This is a genomic window from Sphingopyxis sp., from assembly GCF_050725655.1.
Lineage (GTDB): Bacteria > Pseudomonadota > Alphaproteobacteria > Sphingomonadales > Sphingomonadaceae > Sphingopyxis.
Genome location: NZ_JBOHHT010000044.1, coordinates 1 through 15,983 on the forward strand (window position 1 = coordinate 1; position 15,983 = coordinate 15,983).

General features: G+C 61.6%; 16 protein-coding genes, 1 tRNA gene and 1 pseudogene. 7 read left to right on the plus strand and 11 right to left on the minus strand.

What is annotated here, in order from left to right:
• A partial coding sequence (locus ACREBX_RS05740) for a hypothetical protein (protein WP_431560797.1) occupies nucleotides 1-496 on the minus strand: 496 nt, incomplete at its 3' end.
• Between the two features lie 91 nt (nucleotides 497-587).
• On the minus strand, nucleotides 588-1,028 hold the full coding sequence (locus ACREBX_RS05745) for a nuclear transport factor 2 family protein (RefSeq protein ID WP_431560798.1): 441 nt from the start codon (nucleotides 1,026-1,028) through the stop codon (nucleotides 588-590).
• Nucleotides 1,029-1,149: 121 nt separating this feature from the next.
• Here ACREBX_RS05745 and ACREBX_RS05750 point away from each other — a divergent pair, with 121 nt between their 5' ends.
• Nucleotides 1,150-2,130: a LysR substrate-binding domain-containing protein gene (locus tag ACREBX_RS05750; RefSeq protein ID WP_431560799.1), complete on the plus strand. Its 981-nt coding sequence runs from the start codon at nucleotides 1,150-1,152 to the stop codon at nucleotides 2,128-2,130.
• Between the two features lie 78 nt (nucleotides 2,131-2,208).
• On the opposite strand, the gene ACREBX_RS05755 is transcribed toward ACREBX_RS05750, so the two are convergent.
• Complete coding sequence (locus ACREBX_RS05755) at nucleotides 2,209-2,643, minus strand: MarR family winged helix-turn-helix transcriptional regulator (protein ID WP_431560800.1); 435 nt, start codon at nucleotides 2,641-2,643, stop codon at nucleotides 2,209-2,211.
• Between the two features lie 79 nt (nucleotides 2,644-2,722).
• Here ACREBX_RS05755 and ACREBX_RS05760 point away from each other — a divergent pair, with 79 nt between their 5' ends.
• Nucleotides 2,723-3,532 (plus strand): amidohydrolase family protein, encoded by an 810-nt coding sequence (locus ACREBX_RS05760; protein WP_431560801.1) that lies wholly within the window; start codon nucleotides 2,723-2,725, stop codon nucleotides 3,530-3,532.
• 288 nt (nucleotides 3,533-3,820) lie between these two features.
• On the plus strand, nucleotides 3,821-4,381 hold the full coding sequence (locus ACREBX_RS05765) for a TetR/AcrR family transcriptional regulator (RefSeq protein WP_431560831.1): 561 nt from the start codon (nucleotides 3,821-3,823) through the stop codon (nucleotides 4,379-4,381).
• 343 nt (nucleotides 4,382-4,724) lie between these two features.
• Here ACREBX_RS05765 and ACREBX_RS05770 read toward each other — a convergent pair whose 3' ends face one another.
• Nucleotides 4,725-7,511 (minus strand): TonB-dependent receptor domain-containing protein, encoded by a 2,787-nt coding sequence (locus ACREBX_RS05770; RefSeq protein ID WP_431560832.1) that lies wholly within the window; start codon nucleotides 7,509-7,511, stop codon nucleotides 4,725-4,727.
• Between the two features lie 468 nt (nucleotides 7,512-7,979).
• Between ACREBX_RS05770 and ACREBX_RS05775 the strand changes: the two genes are divergently transcribed.
• Nucleotides 7,980-8,948 (plus strand): helix-turn-helix transcriptional regulator, encoded by a 969-nt coding sequence (locus tag ACREBX_RS05775; RefSeq protein ID WP_431560802.1) that lies wholly within the window; start codon nucleotides 7,980-7,982, stop codon nucleotides 8,946-8,948.
• 128 nt (nucleotides 8,949-9,076) lie between these two features.
• A complete protein-coding gene (locus ACREBX_RS05780) occupies nucleotides 9,077-9,973 on the plus strand; it encodes a hypothetical protein (RefSeq protein ID WP_431560803.1) in 897 nt (298 codons plus the stop codon).
• A 402-nt stretch (nucleotides 9,974-10,375) separates the two neighbouring features.
• On the opposite strand, the pseudogene ACREBX_RS05785 reads toward ACREBX_RS05780, so the two are convergent.
• The 5 genes and pseudogenes from ACREBX_RS05785 to ACREBX_RS05805 form a co-directional block, all read right to left on the minus strand.
• Nucleotides 10,376-10,510 (minus strand): annotated as a pseudogene (locus tag ACREBX_RS05785) (IS3 family transposase); the annotation flags it as partial.
• Between the two features lie 263 nt (nucleotides 10,511-10,773).
• Nucleotides 10,774-10,850 (minus strand) — tRNA-Arg (locus tag ACREBX_RS05790).
• Between the two features lie 49 nt (nucleotides 10,851-10,899).
• Nucleotides 10,900-11,367, minus strand: a complete 468-nt coding sequence (locus ACREBX_RS05795) for a DUF1178 family protein (RefSeq protein WP_431560804.1) — start codon at nucleotides 11,365-11,367, stop codon at nucleotides 10,900-10,902.
• 1 nt (nucleotide 11,368) lies between these two features.
• Nucleotides 11,369-11,629 (minus strand): glutaredoxin 3, encoded by a 261-nt coding sequence (gene grxC, locus ACREBX_RS05800; RefSeq protein ID WP_431560805.1) that lies wholly within the window; start codon nucleotides 11,627-11,629, stop codon nucleotides 11,369-11,371.
• 18 nt (nucleotides 11,630-11,647) lie between these two features.
• Nucleotides 11,648-12,511 carry a double zinc ribbon domain-containing protein gene (locus ACREBX_RS05805; RefSeq protein ID WP_431560806.1) on the minus strand — a complete coding sequence of 288 codons (864 nt, stop codon included), beginning with the start codon at nucleotides 12,509-12,511 and terminating at the stop codon, nucleotides 11,648-11,650.
• Nucleotides 12,512-12,613: 102 nt separating this feature from the next.
• Here ACREBX_RS05805 and ACREBX_RS05810 point away from each other — a divergent pair, with 102 nt between their 5' ends.
• The gene (locus ACREBX_RS05810) at nucleotides 12,614-13,405 is read left to right on the plus strand and encodes a methyltransferase domain-containing protein (RefSeq protein ID WP_431560807.1); all 792 of its coding nucleotides are present in this window, start codon (nucleotides 12,614-12,616) and stop codon (nucleotides 13,403-13,405) included.
• Here ACREBX_RS05810 and ACREBX_RS05815 read toward each other — a convergent pair.
• The gene (locus tag ACREBX_RS05815) at nucleotides 13,402-13,830 is read right to left on the minus strand and encodes a (deoxy)nucleoside triphosphate pyrophosphohydrolase (protein ID WP_431560808.1); all 429 of its coding nucleotides are present in this window, start codon (nucleotides 13,828-13,830) and stop codon (nucleotides 13,402-13,404) included. The genes ACREBX_RS05810 and ACREBX_RS05815 overlap by 4 nt on opposite strands.
• A 384-nt stretch (nucleotides 13,831-14,214) precedes the next feature.
• Here ACREBX_RS05815 and ACREBX_RS05820 point away from each other — a divergent pair, with 384 nt between their 5' ends.
• Nucleotides 14,215-14,379, plus strand: coding sequence for a Flp family type IVb pilin (locus ACREBX_RS05820; protein WP_248457380.1), 165 nt, complete (start codon nucleotides 14,215-14,217; stop codon nucleotides 14,377-14,379).
• 92 nt (nucleotides 14,380-14,471) lie between these two features.
• On the opposite strand, the gene ACREBX_RS05825 is transcribed toward ACREBX_RS05820, so the two are convergent.
• Entirely contained in the window at nucleotides 14,472-15,983 is a 1,512-nt protein-coding gene (locus ACREBX_RS05825) for a M48 family metalloprotease (protein WP_431560809.1), read from the minus strand.

Below are 15,983 nucleotides of genomic sequence, written 5' to 3' on the forward strand. Positions count from 1 at the left end.
CGACGCCATAGGGGCAGTTGAAAAGGCCGCTTTCGGCAAATTTCGACGCGGCGCCGTCGGCAGACACATGGGATATCATGTTATTGCCGCAGTTCGTGACAAACGCCGTGCCGGTTTTCCTGTCCACCGCGATTCCGGCAGGCCGATTCAAACCGCTGATGACGAACGGCGTCACATTTCCTTTGCGGTCGATCTTGACGATCTCGTCCGAATAGAAGCTTGCCTGCAGCAGATTCCCCTTTGCATCGACCGCGTTCCCCGCGGTTCCATAGAGGCCGCGGGCCAGAACGCTCCGCTTGCCCTCCGGGGTGATCCGCCAGACGATGTCGCCGAAATCCGCCGCATACACGATCCCGGTCCTATCAACCGAAACCCCGCCGACCTCATGCCCCTCGATTATTCCGGTAAGTTCGCGAATCTCGACCTGGGCAGCTGCCGATGAAGCAAGCGCAGCAAAGAACGTCATGCCGAGGGATAGCGTTATCATTCTGCCCATCGGTTCCTGCCTTTGGTGCGTTGGTGGCAAAGCCGTTCGCCGGCCGAACCGGAAAGGCCATTCGAAACGCGCAAACGAGGACTGCGTTCGCCTATTCGGCGACTTGCTCAACGTCCCAGATATCGACAATTTTGCCGTCGCGAACGCGGTATACGGTCAACGTATGCGATCGTCCTTCGGGCCGATGGAATATCCCGCGTGACATCACGAGTTCGCCAAGCGAGACCAGTTCGACAATTTCTCCGCGGGTCTTTTGCGGGCGCGCGAATATTTCCTGATAAAATGCCCGCCGGGACGTGCTGTCGACGACACGCGACGACGGCCTGTCCGCCAGGCTGTCATCGCTTTTCGATTTCACGAAATGCTTCGCGTCCGGATGAAACAACGACAGCCAAGCCTCGAGGTCCGAGCGATTTCCGGCGTCGATGAGCGCCCGTACCACCGATTCCGATCGCTGGCCGTCCACCGGATTTTGCGCACCGACAAATGTCGGCAATCCCATCAAAAGGACAAAAACAACCATCTTCAACATCGGTGAACTCTCCGCACATTTCGACAGGCTTATGCAATTGGAGTAAGCACGATTTGAAAACAATTTGAATTTTTGGCAATTAGACTAAGGTGGTTTTGACAATATAGGAGATATGCGAACCATGGCCGCCCTCGACCAAGCAAAAATATTGGAGCTGCCGGAGGGATTGCCGATACGCCCGCTGCCCCCGCTCACCGCAGTTCGCGCCTTCGAAGCTGCGGCGCGTTTGCAGAGTTTCACCCGCGCGGCGGAGGAGTTGAGCATGACGCCTGCGGCGATCAGCTATCAGATCAAGCAGCTCGAAGCGCGCCTCGGCTTGACATTGTTTCGGCGCTTGCCACGCAAGGTGATCCTTACCGCTGCCGGGGAACAGCTTGCCCCTTCGGTCGCCGAAGCGTTCAAGCTTCTGCAAGGCGCATTTTCGACCGTTGCCGAGCGAGCGGACGGCGAGTTGGCGATAACCGCCCTCCCCACGATTGCGTCAAGCTGGCTTGTTCCCCGTCTTGGCCAGTTTCAAAAACGTCAGTCGGATTTACATATTCGTCTGGATACTTCGGTGCCGCTCGTCGACCTCAATCTTGGCGCCTTCGACGTCAGCATCAGGAGCGGATCCGGAAGTTGGCCGACGATGGATGCGCATTTCCTGTTGCCAGACTCCTACACACCCCTGATCAGTCCCGCATTGGCCGCCAGTACGGGCGGCATTCGCACGCCGCGCGATCTTCAAGGCCGGCGGCTGCTCGGCAGAGCCAGCGTTTGGAAGGACTGGTTCGATCAGGTCGGCGCAGCGGCCGTCGCCCCGTCGACGCAGGCGGGAATGGATTTCGGGATCGAACATTATGATGTGACAGCCGCAATAGCCGGCGAAGGTATCGCGATGGCATCGCCATTGCTTTTTGCCGAGGAGATCAAACGCGGCCAGCTGGTGCAGCCATTTCCCCAAACCGTCCAGCCAACCGATGGATATTGGCTAGCCTATCCCAGCGCGAATGCCCGCGCGGCAAAGATCCGCGCCTTCACGCGGTGGCTGCTGACCGAAGCGCGCACCGCGCTCGAAGCCTATCCACGCCCCGCAATCGCATCGGCGATCCCGGCTGGCTAAACAAGACAATGCATCGCCCGCTAGCCACCAGCCCCTGGAGCGAATCTGGATCAGCAACCGGCAGGAAGAGCGGCCTGTTCAGCCATGATCGGGCGGTAGATTGGCGATCGATCGTAACATCCGCGCGAGGCCGGGAACGTCCTCCGAGCCGACGGCTTCGGCAATCAGACGGTTGATCCTGTCGAGTGGAGCGCGGGTGGACGCCAGCGCGGCTTCACCTTTGGCAGTCATCGCGAGCCGCCGCGACCTTCCGTCGACTGCGTCGACCGATTTGCTGACCAGCCCGGCGTCGAGCAGCCGGTTCACCGTCCCTGTGACCGCCGACTCATTGATCTGGAGCGCCTCGCCAAGCTCGCGCTGCGTCATCCCGGCGCGCGCCGAGATTGCGAACAGAGCGCCCGCCTGCGCGCCGGTCACCCCGCCCGCAGCCAGCCCTTCGCGATCGGCCAGGACTTTAAGCCGGTGCGCCGCCAACTGCAGCAAATGAAAAATGCGTTGATCGGAAACGGACATGCGTCACCCGTATCGGCGATTGACAGCCAGGCAATCCTCAAATAACTTTACTAGTGAAGCTATTTGAGGATGAGTGATTATGATCGTCGATGTCTGGGCACAACAATCCACCGAAAGATTCATGAAAGCGCCGTGGCTGGACACGTTGCTGCGCTGGACCGGAAAGGCCGGGGATCGCCGCGTGACGGGCGGCGAGGCCACGTTGAATGCCATGAATGAAGCCGGGGTCGATATCACCTTTCTGTCGGCCTGGCACGGTCCGCAGGGCTCACTGATCAGCAATGATGAAGTCGCCGATATGATCGCCGCCGCGCCGTCCAGGTTTCGCGGACTCGCAACAGTGGACCTCAATGATCCGATGGGGTCGGTGCGCGAACTCAAACGCGTCGTTGACGGAAAAACCTTTGTCGGCGTGCGGATCGTTCCATGGCTGTGGGACCTGCCACCGAATGACCGCCGTTATTATCCGATTTATGCCGCCTGCGTCGAACTGGGAGTCCCCTTCTGCACCCAGATCGGCCATACCGGGCCGCTCTGCAGGTCGGAGCCGGGGCGCCCCATACCCTATCTTGATGATGTCCTCCTGGATTTTCCAGAACTCGTCGTGATTGGCGGTCATGTGGGATTTCCATGGATAGACGAGGTGCTCTCACTGGCGCGCAAATATCCCAACTTCCATGTTGATACCTCTGCTTATGCCGTCCACCGCCTTCCGGCGGGCCTGGTCGATTATATGCGCGGCGCCGGGCGATCTCGTATAATGTTCGGAACAAACTGGCCCATGATTTCGCCTGCGGCCTGCCTCGCGAAGCGCGATGCGCTGGAACTGGATGACGAAGCATCAGCTCTATTCCTCGGTGGCAATGCAGCCCGGGTTTTCGGTCTGTAACTTTGCCCGACCAGACCAGATGCCGTTTTGACGGCCATCGACACCGAGTTTTTCCGCTTAGTGGAAGGTGATAACCAGATTAAGAATTCGAAAGCATCCCGTCGTCGTCGCCGATAGTTTACGCCCGATGATCAATCGAGCGGGAATATCACGATGCAAACTTTACCCCTCCCCCTCACGGATCGCAAACGACGGTCTGGAACGACCAGATTGCCGGCGCAATCGCGCGCCTTGATCCTGGCCGCCGCGCGAGACATGCTGCGCGGGGGATCGTTCGAAACCTTCTCGATGGGGGAGGTCGCGGCGCGTGCGTTCGTAACGCGCCGGACGCTTTACAATCAGTTCCTTTCGAAAGACGATCTCTATCGCGCGTCGCGCGAAGCGCTCCTGCATGAGCTTGCAGAGATTTATGTTGATGACATTCCGCCGAGAATCTCGACAAGTGACGGGCTGAGATATTTCGCTCAGGCTTGTTTCGACCTGGTGTCCGACGAGCGTTCGATCGAACTTGTCCTTTCGACGGTTCGCGATAGCGAGGCGCAACCCTGGCTGGTCCGTTCCTATCAGCGCGTCGTTCGCGACCGCCTCGTCCGAACCTGCGAACTTTTTGTCCTGCAGCGGACCCGGCGCACCGGGATCACGCGCGAAAATCCCCGGCACATTGCGGAACAGTTCGTGGCGGTAATCGAGGCGATGGCCATCGGACCCGATATTTTTGGTGGCGCACGTCTTCTGCGGCCCAATGATGTCGCCGAACGGCTTAATGTCGTCGCAAATGCCTACGGTTCGATGCTCGAATCCGACGCGCCGGCTACCGATCCCGGTCATGCGAGCCGATATGCCGCGTGACGGTCATTAACAGGGTCGTCGCCGCAACGGCGAAGCAACGCGTCCCGCGACGCAGGAATGGCAATTCCGATGCCAATCCGCGAAAATATAGAACCCCGCGGCAACCCGACGCATAATGGAGCCAGCCGGCAAGCTTTGACCGAATGGAATTGACTTGCTCCAGTAGCACCGTCGCAAATGACAGCAAACCCAATGCTTTCGGCTTTGGTCAGCGTCCAGGCTGCGTCGTCCACGCGCGCCGGCCATTTTTCGGAGATCGCCCGCCGAACGCTGCGGGAGACGGAAACAAGAAAGGGCGGCGAGACAAAGCTCGCCGCCCAAGTTTGTTGCGACCCGTTGGACGTTAGAATTTCAGCGTAGCACCGACAAAGAAACGACGGCCGAGTGGATCATATGTGGACGGGAAAGTGTTCCCGCTGTTCTCGGCCGTGCCGCCATATGTGTTGCCCACCAACGGCGGATCCTTGTCGAGCAGGTTCAAAATGCCCGCGCGAAGCGTAAAGGCTTCGCTCACTTCCGCGGTCCCCGAAAGGTCGAAATAATGCCGGGCACCGATTGCGGGTACGGCAAAATCGCTGGGGTCGGCAGCACCGAAGGCGATCGCCTCCTGCGCGACCCTTCCCAGATAACGCCAGCGTAACTGAAGCGTCAGGGGACCGTTCTTGTAGCTGGTCGTCTGCACGAACCGCCATTTCGGCTCCGGCCGCAGGCAGGCGCTGCCGACCAGCCCAACACAGTCCAGCGCGGGAAGGATTGGGTCGGTCTGATCGACCGATTTCAGCACGCGCGATCCGTTGATGCCGAGGCTGAGACGTCCGTTACCGATGTCGAACCGATAGGTTGCCGAAAAATCGATCCCCCGGCGCAGAACCACCGCGCCGTTCAGCCGCGTTGTATCGACGCCGAAGTTTGCACCGCCTGCCAAGCCTCCGCTATCGGACCGGAATATGCGCGAGCAATAAACGCCCGAAGCATTCTTCTCCACATTGTAGCAGCCATCGATGACGTCCTGTTCGGGCGGCTCAAGGATCGCATTTTTGACCTTGATGTCATAATAATCGACGGTGGCGGTAAAGCCCGGCAAGAATCGTGGCTGCGCAACGACCCCGAACGTCAGCGTATTAGCCACTTCAGGCGTCAGGTCGCGATTACCCGCTTCGAAAATATTGATCTGTCCGCCGAGATCTTCGATGGTCGTAACGAAGCCGATTTGCGAGGCCGGGACACCCGTCGCGATGCATAAGGCGGTCAGTTCCGCCTTACCGACCGGGTTGGCGCCCGCACAAGGGTCAAAATTTGCATCGCCGGTGCCGCTCGTGCGCGGCAAGCCAATCTCGGTCAGATTGGGAGCACGCGCCGCGCGGGAATAAAGGGCGCGGAACCTGAAGTCCTCGACCGGCGCCCATTCGCCGCCGATCTTCCACGTGCTGTTGGAAAAGCTGTTTCCTGCCGCCCCGTTCACGCGGCTGGAATAGTCCGAATATCGAAATCCGGCTTCCAGGCTGAACGAATGAAAGAAGGGACGATCTTCGACGATCGGGATGCGCGCCTCGACGAAAGCCTCCTTGACGTCATATGCCGCATCGACGCGCGACGATGAACCAAAGCCGGGGGCAATGCCCGCTTCGTAATTGGCATCAGGCCGGGCTTTTCCTTGTTCCTTGCGATACTCGACGCCGATGGCAAAACCTGCGGCGTTGGTGGCCCAAGGCAAGGTAAACAGGTCACCCGCCAAGCTTGCGCCGGTCACGAACTGCGACGTCTGGTTATTTTCCTGGAGGTCGAGCCTGATATAGTCGGCCATCGCCGGCGTCAGCGTGTCCGGGCCAAAGATGTTCACCGGCACACATCCGTTCGACAGATCAATGCATTCGATCACCCCCGTCACCGGATTGCGGCGGCTCAGCACGCCTTGCTGGACCTTGGTATAATTATTGTCGTTGATGAAATTCTGGGTTCGATTTGTCCGTCCGTATTGGGCGAACACTTCATAGTTGAGATTGTCGGAGAGATCGCCGCGAAAACCACCCACAGCTTGATACACGGTGTTCTCAAACTCCGAATCGCGCGTACCCAGCTCGACCAGACGCCGAAAAAAATCGACTTGGACGATCCCGTCGCCGTCTGGATCGTTCGCAGCAAAAATCGGCCTTGCCGAGTCGGCAAGGAAAGGATTGTCGCGATAGTTGATCTGGAGCGGATTGCCGAAGGTCCCGGTCGGCGCGACGACCGTCTTGATGCGGCTGTGCGCGAACGACATTCGCGCGAAAAATTCCACCGCGGGCGAAACCTCGTAACTGATCAGTGCTGTCGCTGTGAATTTCTTTTCCGGCACCTGAAACAGGTTGAAGGGCGCAAAATTGAAAGATCCTGCGCTGGGACGAATAGCCCCACCGGGCCCGAATTCTACACGCCCGCCAGCAAGGCCATCGATCTTGCCGTCAACGTCGGTCGAGCTGCCCTGTGCCCCGAGGTTGACCGAATTTTGAGCGACGGCCGAAACCTTTCGCTTGGCTTGTGTCAGCGCCTGCTGATCGGTGTAGGTCAGGCTCAAGACCGCATTGCCCCGATTATCGGCGAAATTACCGCCGGCCGTGATCGAAAAATCCGCGGCGCCCGCGTCGCCGCGCTGGGTAATCCCATATTGCGCATCAAGTTCGAGACCCTCGAACTTGTCGTTCAGAATGAAATTCACGACGCCGGCGATGGCGTCCGATCCATAGACTGCCGAGGCACCGCCGGTGATGATTTCGACACGCTGCACCAGCGCGGTCGGGATCATGCCGACGTCGACGATTCCGTCGGCGTCATAGGGAACAAAGCGCTTTGAGTTCACCAGAACCAAAGTCCGCTGTTCGAGCAGATTGCGAAGATCGATCGTGGCGACCCCGGCATTTCCATTGTTGCTCTGGCTGCCGATAGCCGGCACCACCTGCGGAAGGTCGCGAAGAAATTCTTCGGGGTTCCTGGCGCCCGTCAGGGTGATGTCCTCTGCCGAAACAACCGATATTGGCGAATTCGCGGTGAGATCGGGCCGTGCGATACGCGAACCCGTGACGACGATCGTCTCCGGAGCGTCGGCGTCTGGCGCAACAGCGGCTTCTTGCGCGAAAGCCGCCGATCCGGCCATTCCCAATATGAATGCAGCACTGCCAAGCGCGGTCCGCGCGAGCAGATTCCGATTGCGTTTCACCCTGTTTTCTCCCTGTTAGGCATCACTCATCTGTGAACGGGACGCGGTCCGGCTGCGGCATGCTTCGCCGTTCATGCCGCCGACCTAGGGTTACGATCGGGCATGCGATTTCAGATTATTAAGATTGAAGCGACGGAGGCCGATTGTTCCGGGGCTGTTGCAGAAATGCGACACTGGACGACGCTGGCACATGCAAATAGTTTTATATGTTTGGGAATATGCTAACGACATCGGCGGTTCCCGAGTGCCAGCGCGAGGATGGCCGCTCATCGAAGCGCAGCGTTGGTCGGTAGACCATGAGATCCATGACGTCTGGCAGCCGGAACGACGATTTGTTGAAAAGGTTCAGAGCGGCCAACGCCGCTTCGCAAGTCGAGTCGGGTTGAGTTTTGGGGTAGCTATCGAATGTCATCCAGTTCCGAACTGTTGTCGCATGCGCCGCTCCCTGTCGCGGCGGATTGCGTGTCGACGCTATATGCTGGTCGTCTTGGCCTCTTCCAGATGGTCCATTGCTCGGGCCGCGAAGGGGTGCCCCGCATCGCGGGTTCAACCCGCGGTTATCATATCCTCGTCCCGCTGGCCGGAGCCTTTGTCTGGCATCGCGATGTCGGTACGCCGATCTTCGCGAACTCCAACAGCATCGTGCATGTGGGATCGAATGATGGCTATACCGTATCGCATCCGGTCGGCGAAGAACTGAGCGCGGCGTTCTGGCCGAGAAAAGCTATTCTCGACGAGCTGATCGGCGCCGCTGGCGATCGAATGCCGGCAAGCGCCCCCTGCAGCGGGGACACTCAGCTCGAGCTGAGAAAACTCGTTTCCGTTCTTCAAGCCGCCGCAGATGACCTGGAATTTGAAGAGAGGGCCATTGCATGGCTGAGGACGATACATACGCCCATCCGTCGCGACAGGACCATATCCACAAAATCGATGCGCACCATTGGCCGCGCGAAGGAATATTTGCATGCCCATTTTGAAGAACGGCTGAGCCTCTCGCAGATTGCCGATGCCGTTGGCGTGTCACCCGTCTATCTGACCCAGCTGTTCAGAGCTTCGGAGGGCATCCCGCTCTACCGCTATCACCTCGACTTGCGCCTGAATGCGGCGCTCGACCGACTGCCGCGATGCGACGACATTACCTTGTTGGCACTGGATTTAGGATTTTCCAGCCACTCGCATTTTTCAACCGAGTTCGGGCGCCGGTTCGGGATCACTCCGTCCGACCACCGCGGGACAATGCGTGGTGCGCGTGCGGTCGCGGCGAAATGTAGCCGGAGAATCGACGCCGTTCCGCTTTGTACGGCACGCGGTGGCGGACCAAATTTGTTGGCGGCATGGCAGTTCGGGCAGAGTGAAGAAAATCGCGCACCTTAATATTCTGATAGTCCGTCCACCAGCCTCACATTACCATCGGCACCGCGACCGGTCGCATTCCCCTGGCGGATTGCGGCCATCAGAACCGTGGCTGCTTTCACGTCAGCCCGAACAGGAATGGGCTGACGATGTACAGGTTCTTCGCCCTGCCGCCGGAAAGCGGACGGCCTTCTTGGCAGCGCGGCAAAGCTGTGACCGATATTCAGGGCCAGCGAATGGACTTGCCGACTTCCGGGCTTGCGCGGCTGGGCCGCCTCCTATTTGCCGCCGGCTTTGCCGGCCTTGGCGTGTTGGCAATCATCTATGCAGATTTTGCCCTGCAATGGCAGCCGGTCCCCGAGGCGACGCCTTTCCGCTCGTGGTTAGCCTATGCCAATGGCGTGGCGCTGATCGGGTCGAGTGTCGCGCTGTTCATACCGCGCGTGCGACGGACCGGCGCTATGCTGTTGACGGGCATGCTGGCTGTTTGGGTCTTCGTCCTGCATGCATCGCGCGTGCCCGGGCATTGGGGTGATGTCGTCATCTGGCTTGGAGTAGCCGAGGCGGCCGCCATGCTGGGCGGCGCGTTGCTGTTGTGGGAAGCTGTGCGACCGGTGGATCTTACGCCCGAAATCCGTGCGCCTTCGGCCCTTGCGATAACCGCGCGCTGGACCATCGGCCTCGCGCTCCCGATCTTTGGGCTGTCGCACTTTGTCTATGCGGACTTTACCGCCGCGATGGTCCCTGGCTGGATACCCTCGAAACTATTCTGGGCCTATTTTACCGGATGCGCCCACGTTGCGGCCGGCATGGCGGTACTCACCGGATTTTGGGTGCAATTGGCGACCAGGATGCTCGCCATCATGTTCGGTTCCTGGGTTCTGATACTCCATTTGCCGCGCGTCTTTGCCGATCCCACGAGCCGGGTCGAGTGGACAATGCTGTTCATTGCCATGGCATTGACGGCGAGCGCGTGCTTGCTTGGATCAAGCGCCATAGCCAGAACAGAACATTGGCAGCGGAACGAAGACAGGGGAAGGCGTTGAGCAAACTATTGTAACGTACCGCAGCGCATATGACTTCTTGCACTGTACGCATTCAGTCTCTCCGGTCATCCGGGATCGTGGGCTCGGTCCAATATTGCGGGTTGCCGCCACGCGCGTAGATCCACTCGAATGCCTCACCCTTCGTCTCCAGGCGCGGTGGCTTTTCGCCCAGCAGATCGCAAAGCTTTGCGACGAGCCCAGTCTGGTCGTCGCTGACATCTTGTTTGCGCCAAGCCTCGTTCGGGCCAATATGGTTCGACTCCACAAAGAAGGTGACGGCCGCGTCATAAAGAGGCTTGCGATACCTCCATTCGAGAATCCGGCCCCACTGGCGACAGAATGAAGCGCGCGCGGGGTCTGCGAGGACGTGATCTGCCCCCACTGAGTGGGCCGGTTTGTTTGTTAGTGGGTTATGGTCACCGCCGCCATATCTGGATGGAGGTGTAGCGAAGCGGAACCGGAAGCCGGATATGGCGGTGAAGCCGTTTCCGGGGCGGGTGGTCGGTAGCCAAGGCTGCTGTGCGGACGGACGGTGTGCTTCTTGCTCGGCATTCAATGTCCCTTTCGTGGTTCAGACTAGCATAGTCTTTGGGCCACTCAGCGGGGGGCAGATCATGATGCGCGAAAGGCTCCGCGGCGATGATCCGGCTTTGCGCCAATATTACACAAGGGCCATCGTCGGGCTGGTCGAGGTAGGCGACGAGCGGATCCGTATTTCCGGCTCGACCAGGGCACTGGAACATGCGGTTGGCCGGACTTTCGACCGTACCGCAGCACCAGTGCCCAACATCGAACGGGAATGGTGCACCCGGCGGGATTCGAACCCACGGCCCCCAGATTAGGAATCTGATGCTCTATCCTGCTGAGCTACGGGTGCGCCGTCGCTCGTGTAGCGGCGGAGCGCGCAAAGCGTCAATCGCGATGGATCAATTGGCCGCCTCGGGCGGAACGATCGGCACGAGCAGGGGCATCGCGGCGATCCCGTCGTCGTGCAGCGATCGCGCCTCTTCGGGCGACGCCTGGCCGTGGATCAGGTCTTCAGCCGCGCGTCCTTCGTGCATCGCGCGCGCCGCATCGGCGAAGTCGCGCCCTACCCAGCGCGACTGCGGCAGCATTTCGGCCTGCTTCGCGGCAATGTCGGCGAGCAGTTTGCGTACCAGTTCGGGCGACGGCTCGCGCGAACCGGACGGTTTTGCTGGTGGCTGCGCCACCGCCTGACGGTTGGACTTGGCACCCACTCGCGGCGCCATCACCGCTTTTTTCACATCGCCATCGCCGCACACCGGGCAATTGATCAGCCCGCGCGCCTGTTGGTCGCCAAAACTGTCGCTGCTCGCGAACCATGCCTCGAAACGGTGATCTCCAGCGGCGCAGCAAAGATCGAAAACGATCAAATCAGGCGAGCCCCAACAGCGGATCGAGCCCGCCACGCGCATCGAGCGCGGCCAGATCGTCGCTGCCGCCGACATGCTTGCCGTCGATGAATATCTGCGGAACGGTGCGGGCGCCGCCCGCGCGGTCGACCATCGCGTCGAAGCCGGCGCGATCCATCGTCAGGTCGATTTCCTGATATTCGACGCCCTTGCGTTCGAGCAGCGACTTGGCGCGCGAGCAATAGGGGCAGAAGAATTTCGTAAATACTTCGATCTTGGCCATGCGGCTATCCTGTCATCATCAGGGTCCCGACCCTATGTCCGTCATATCGGAATCCAACGAAGCAAAGTCAAATATGTTGCCCGTCATCAGCGCTTCGGGAACTACGCGTGCCCAGGTGAGCGCCGACACCCGCGCCGCACCGCTGCGCCCGAGCGCCCGCGCCGCCGCGCGGAGCGTCGCGCCGCTGGCATGGACGTCGTCGACCAGCACCAGATGCCGCCCCGCCGCGCGCACCTTGGCATCGTCTGCCAGCGCGAATGCCCCGGCGACGATCCGGTCGCGCTCGCGCCGCCCCTTGCCGCGCAGCGATGCGGTCGCCTTCGTACGCAAAAGCAGATGATGATCGCGCGGCGCGCCCGTCAGCCGCGCCAGTTCATCGGCGATCAACGCCGCCTGATTGAACCCGCGCGACCACAGCCGCCAGCGGTGCAGCGGCACCGGAACCAGCAGCATCGCGTCCACGTCTCCCAACATTGCGAGGTGCCGTGCCATCAGCCGCGCCATCAGCCGGGCATGCCCCGTCCGCCGCCCATATTTGAGGCGCAGCGCCACCGTGCGCGCGACAGGGCCATAGGCGACCGCCGCGGGCGCGCCCTCGAACGGCGGCTCGCTCGCCAGGCACGCACCGCACGCAATCGGCGCGCCGGGCAAGGCGGTGGGTAACGGAATCGAACAGCGCGAACAGCAAGGTCCGTCGAGAAAATGGAGCGACGACCAGCAGGCCAGGCAGAATTGCCGATCTTCGCCGACGATGACGCCGCATCCGGGACAGCGCGGCGGCAACGCATAATCGACGACGGCACGCGCCGCGGCGCGCAAAATGCCGCGCCAGGCCCCGGCCGGCGCGCCGTCTTTTTCGACATCCCCCGTCGTCGTCGCCATCACCGCCTTGTGAAGCATCGCCAGGGACGGCACAAGCGGCGGATGTCGCAGTCCCCCCGCCCGCTTTTCTCCCCGGCCCGTCACCGCGCCCAGCGCGACCGCATGGCGCGCCTGCCTGCATCGGCCAATTTCCTCGCGCCGCTCATCGCCGAAACCTTGCTCGACCGGCTCGCGATGGTGACGCGCGAATTTCCCCGCGCACTGCTCATCGGCGCGCATGATCCCGCGCTCGCCGATCATCTGCGCGCGACCGGCACCGCCCTCACCATTGCCGAGGCGGGGCCGCGCCTTGCCGCCGGAACCGGGGCGGTCGCGGTCGAGGCCGACGCCATCGACCTGCCCTTCGCCAGCTTCGATCTCATCGTCTGGCCCGGGGGGCTCGATGGCGTCAACGACGTGCCCGGCGCGCTCCTCCGCCTCCGCGCGCTGCTCGCCCCCGACGGCCTGCTGCTCGGCGCTTTCGTCGGCGACGGCAGCCTGCCCCGGCTGCGCCGTGCGGTGATGGCCGACGGCGTGCGTTCGATCGCGCGGCTGCATCCACAGATCGACCTCGCCGCAATGGGCAATCTGCTCCAGCGCGTCGGTTTCACGCTGCCCGTCGTCGACGTCGACGCGCTGACGGTGCGTTATGGCGACTGGTTCGCGCTGGTACGCGACCTGCGCGCCGCTGGCCTGTCGAGCCGGCTCGCGCCCGCCCCGCCGCCCCTGACGCGCGAGGAAGCGGCGCGGATTGCCGCCGCTTTCGCGGGGCAGGCCGATCCCGATGGCCGGATTGCCGAAACCTTCCGCCTCGTCCATTTCAGCGGCTGGGCGCCGCATCCCGACCAGCCGCAACCCGCGCGGCGCGGCAGCGGCACCGCCTCGCTCGCCGACGCGCTAAAGCCGAAGAGCTAGATGAGCGCCTCCAGCAGGCCGATCAGCGGCTTGTCGGCGGGCGGCATGTCGAGGCCGTGCAGTTCGACGGGGCGCACCCAGCGAAGCGCGCTGGCGTGCTGCGCCACCGGTGTTCCGCGCCATTTGCGGCAGACGAACAATAACAGCAGCAGATGCCGGTCGCCGAGCATATCGCTCGCGAAACAGGCGGGCGCGAGGCAGGCGTGATCGACATCGATCGCAAGTTCCTCGCCCAGTTCGCGGATCAACGCCTGCTCGGGCGTCTCGCCGGGTTCCAGTTTGCCGCCGGGGAATTCCCACAGCCCCACCATCGACAGACCTTTGGGACGCTGCTGGACAAGTAGCCTTCCGTCGCGGTCGACGAGCGCCGCCGCCACGACAACGAGCGAGGTTTTCTGCGGCTTTCCGGGGTCTGGCACGGACAAATTGTTAACCTTCCTGTGTAAATATGGGCACCCTCGGGAACTATAATTTCAGTCAGGGGTGGAACAATGCGAAAGTTTTACAGGCTGATGCGGTCGACCAGGGCCGCTACAGCCGTCGAATACGGGCTGATCCTGGCCCTTGTCTTTTTGGCGGCCGTCGTTGCGGTAAGCAATGTCGCCAACTCCACCAACAGCATGTGGGGAAGCGTCTCGAACGCCGCCGAAAATAATATGTAGCACCGCCGCGACCGTCCCGTTTCGGGGCCACCGCTCACAGGTTTCGGGCGGATGCCATTAAGATTTTCAAAACCTATTCACCCTAAACCCCCAGATGTTGACCCAGACCAGACCGTCAACAGGGTAAGTGAAATCAGGAGACCAGTCATGAAGTTCATCAAGAAGTTCGTTCGCGATACCAAAGCCGCCACCGCCATCGAATATGGCCTGATCGCGGCCCTGATCGCCGTCGCCGGCATCGCCGCGATGGGCGCAGTCGGCAACAGCGTCGGCAACACCTTCAACAAGGTTGCTTCGAACCTCGAAGAATAATCGAGGGACGCACGCGCTGCGTTTGTGGCGCGCGACCAAAAGGAAAGGGCGGTGGAGCAATCCACCGCCCTTTTTCTTACGCCCGAAAGCGATCATCTGCTCGCGTACACGACAATCTTCACGCGCTGCCCCGGGGTCAGACGGCTCGATGCCGTCAGACGGTTGAGCACCTGGAAACGTTCGGTCTGGTAATTGTTATACGCCATGCGCCGCGCGAGCGTGGCGACCGTATCGCCGCGCCCGACGGTCACGACATCGATCCGCCGCGGCTTGATCGCCGCTGCTTCCGCCGTGCTCAGCCGCCGGACGCTGCCCAACATCGAATTGAACACGCCGCCGCCACCCGCCTTCGTCAGCGTGACGAAGTGAAACGCGCTGCTGCGTGAAAATTCATAAGCGAAGACGGTAACGTCGACCTGCCCCGACTGGGTATTCACACGTGCGGTCGAATAGGACGCCGGGATGCCGTTCACCGTCGTGCGCTGGATCGCCCCGGGGCTGATCGACGCATTACCCGCCACCGCCTTGAACGCGGCGGCGATATAGGCGTTCATGTCGCCGCTGTACGCAGCGGTCGTAAATTGCGCCTGCCCGCCATTGCCGCTGACCGATACCGCATCGGCGCCGTTCTGCATGCCATATCCGTTGGGCACCGTGAAACGCAGCTTGAGGTCGGGGTGCAGGAAATCCCGCCCCTCGACCACGCCCTGCGCCGGATCGTCGCCGTAAAGCACATTGTCGACCGAGGCGAGAAACGCATCGGCATTGCGGGTGCCGCCGCTACCGCCGGCGCGGCTTGCCAGCGTCTGCGCATTACGCACGCGCGACGCGGGGTCGGGGTGGGTACTCGCCCATGCGGGCAGCGAACGCGCGTCGCCGCCCGACAGGCGCGCATCAAGGGTCGTCTGGTTGGCAAGGCTCGTCAGCATCGTCGATAGCGCGAGCGGGTCATATCCCGCGCTGCGCAGATATTGGACGCCGAGCTGATCCGCCTCCAGTTCCTGGCCGCGCGAGAATCCCAGCGTCGCCATCTGCGCGACCTGCATCGAATTATTCTGGAGCAACCCGCCCAGCCCGCCGAGCAGCCCGCCATTGTCGCCGATCGCCCCGCCCAGCACCGCGCCGAGGACGCCGAGGATCTGGTTGCGCGTCGCCGCCGACTGGCGCTTCTTGCTATGCTGCGCCGCGACATGGCCAACCTCGTGCCCGAGCACGCCGGCAAGTTCGGCCTCGTCGTTCATCAGCGCCATCAGCTGGCGCGTCACATAAACATAGCCCCCGGGGATCGCGAAGGCGTTGTTCACCGGTGAATTCAGCAGGGTGACGGTAAAATCGCTAGGCGAGCGCGACAGGCCCGACTGGACGGCGATATTCTGTCCGACGCGGTTCACATAGGCGGCCTGCGGACCAGTATAGGCCCCGCCGAATTCGGCCATCAGCTGCGGATGCGCGTCGGTGCCCTGCTTGCGTTCGGCCGGCGAAATGTTCGTCGCGGTCTTGATCGCCTTCAACTGCGCGTCGGCGACCCCGGTAAAGGCCAGGCTGCCGAGCGCCGCCGATGCCGCCAGCTTGATCGCCAGCCCCTTTTTCGTCTTCTGGGTCAT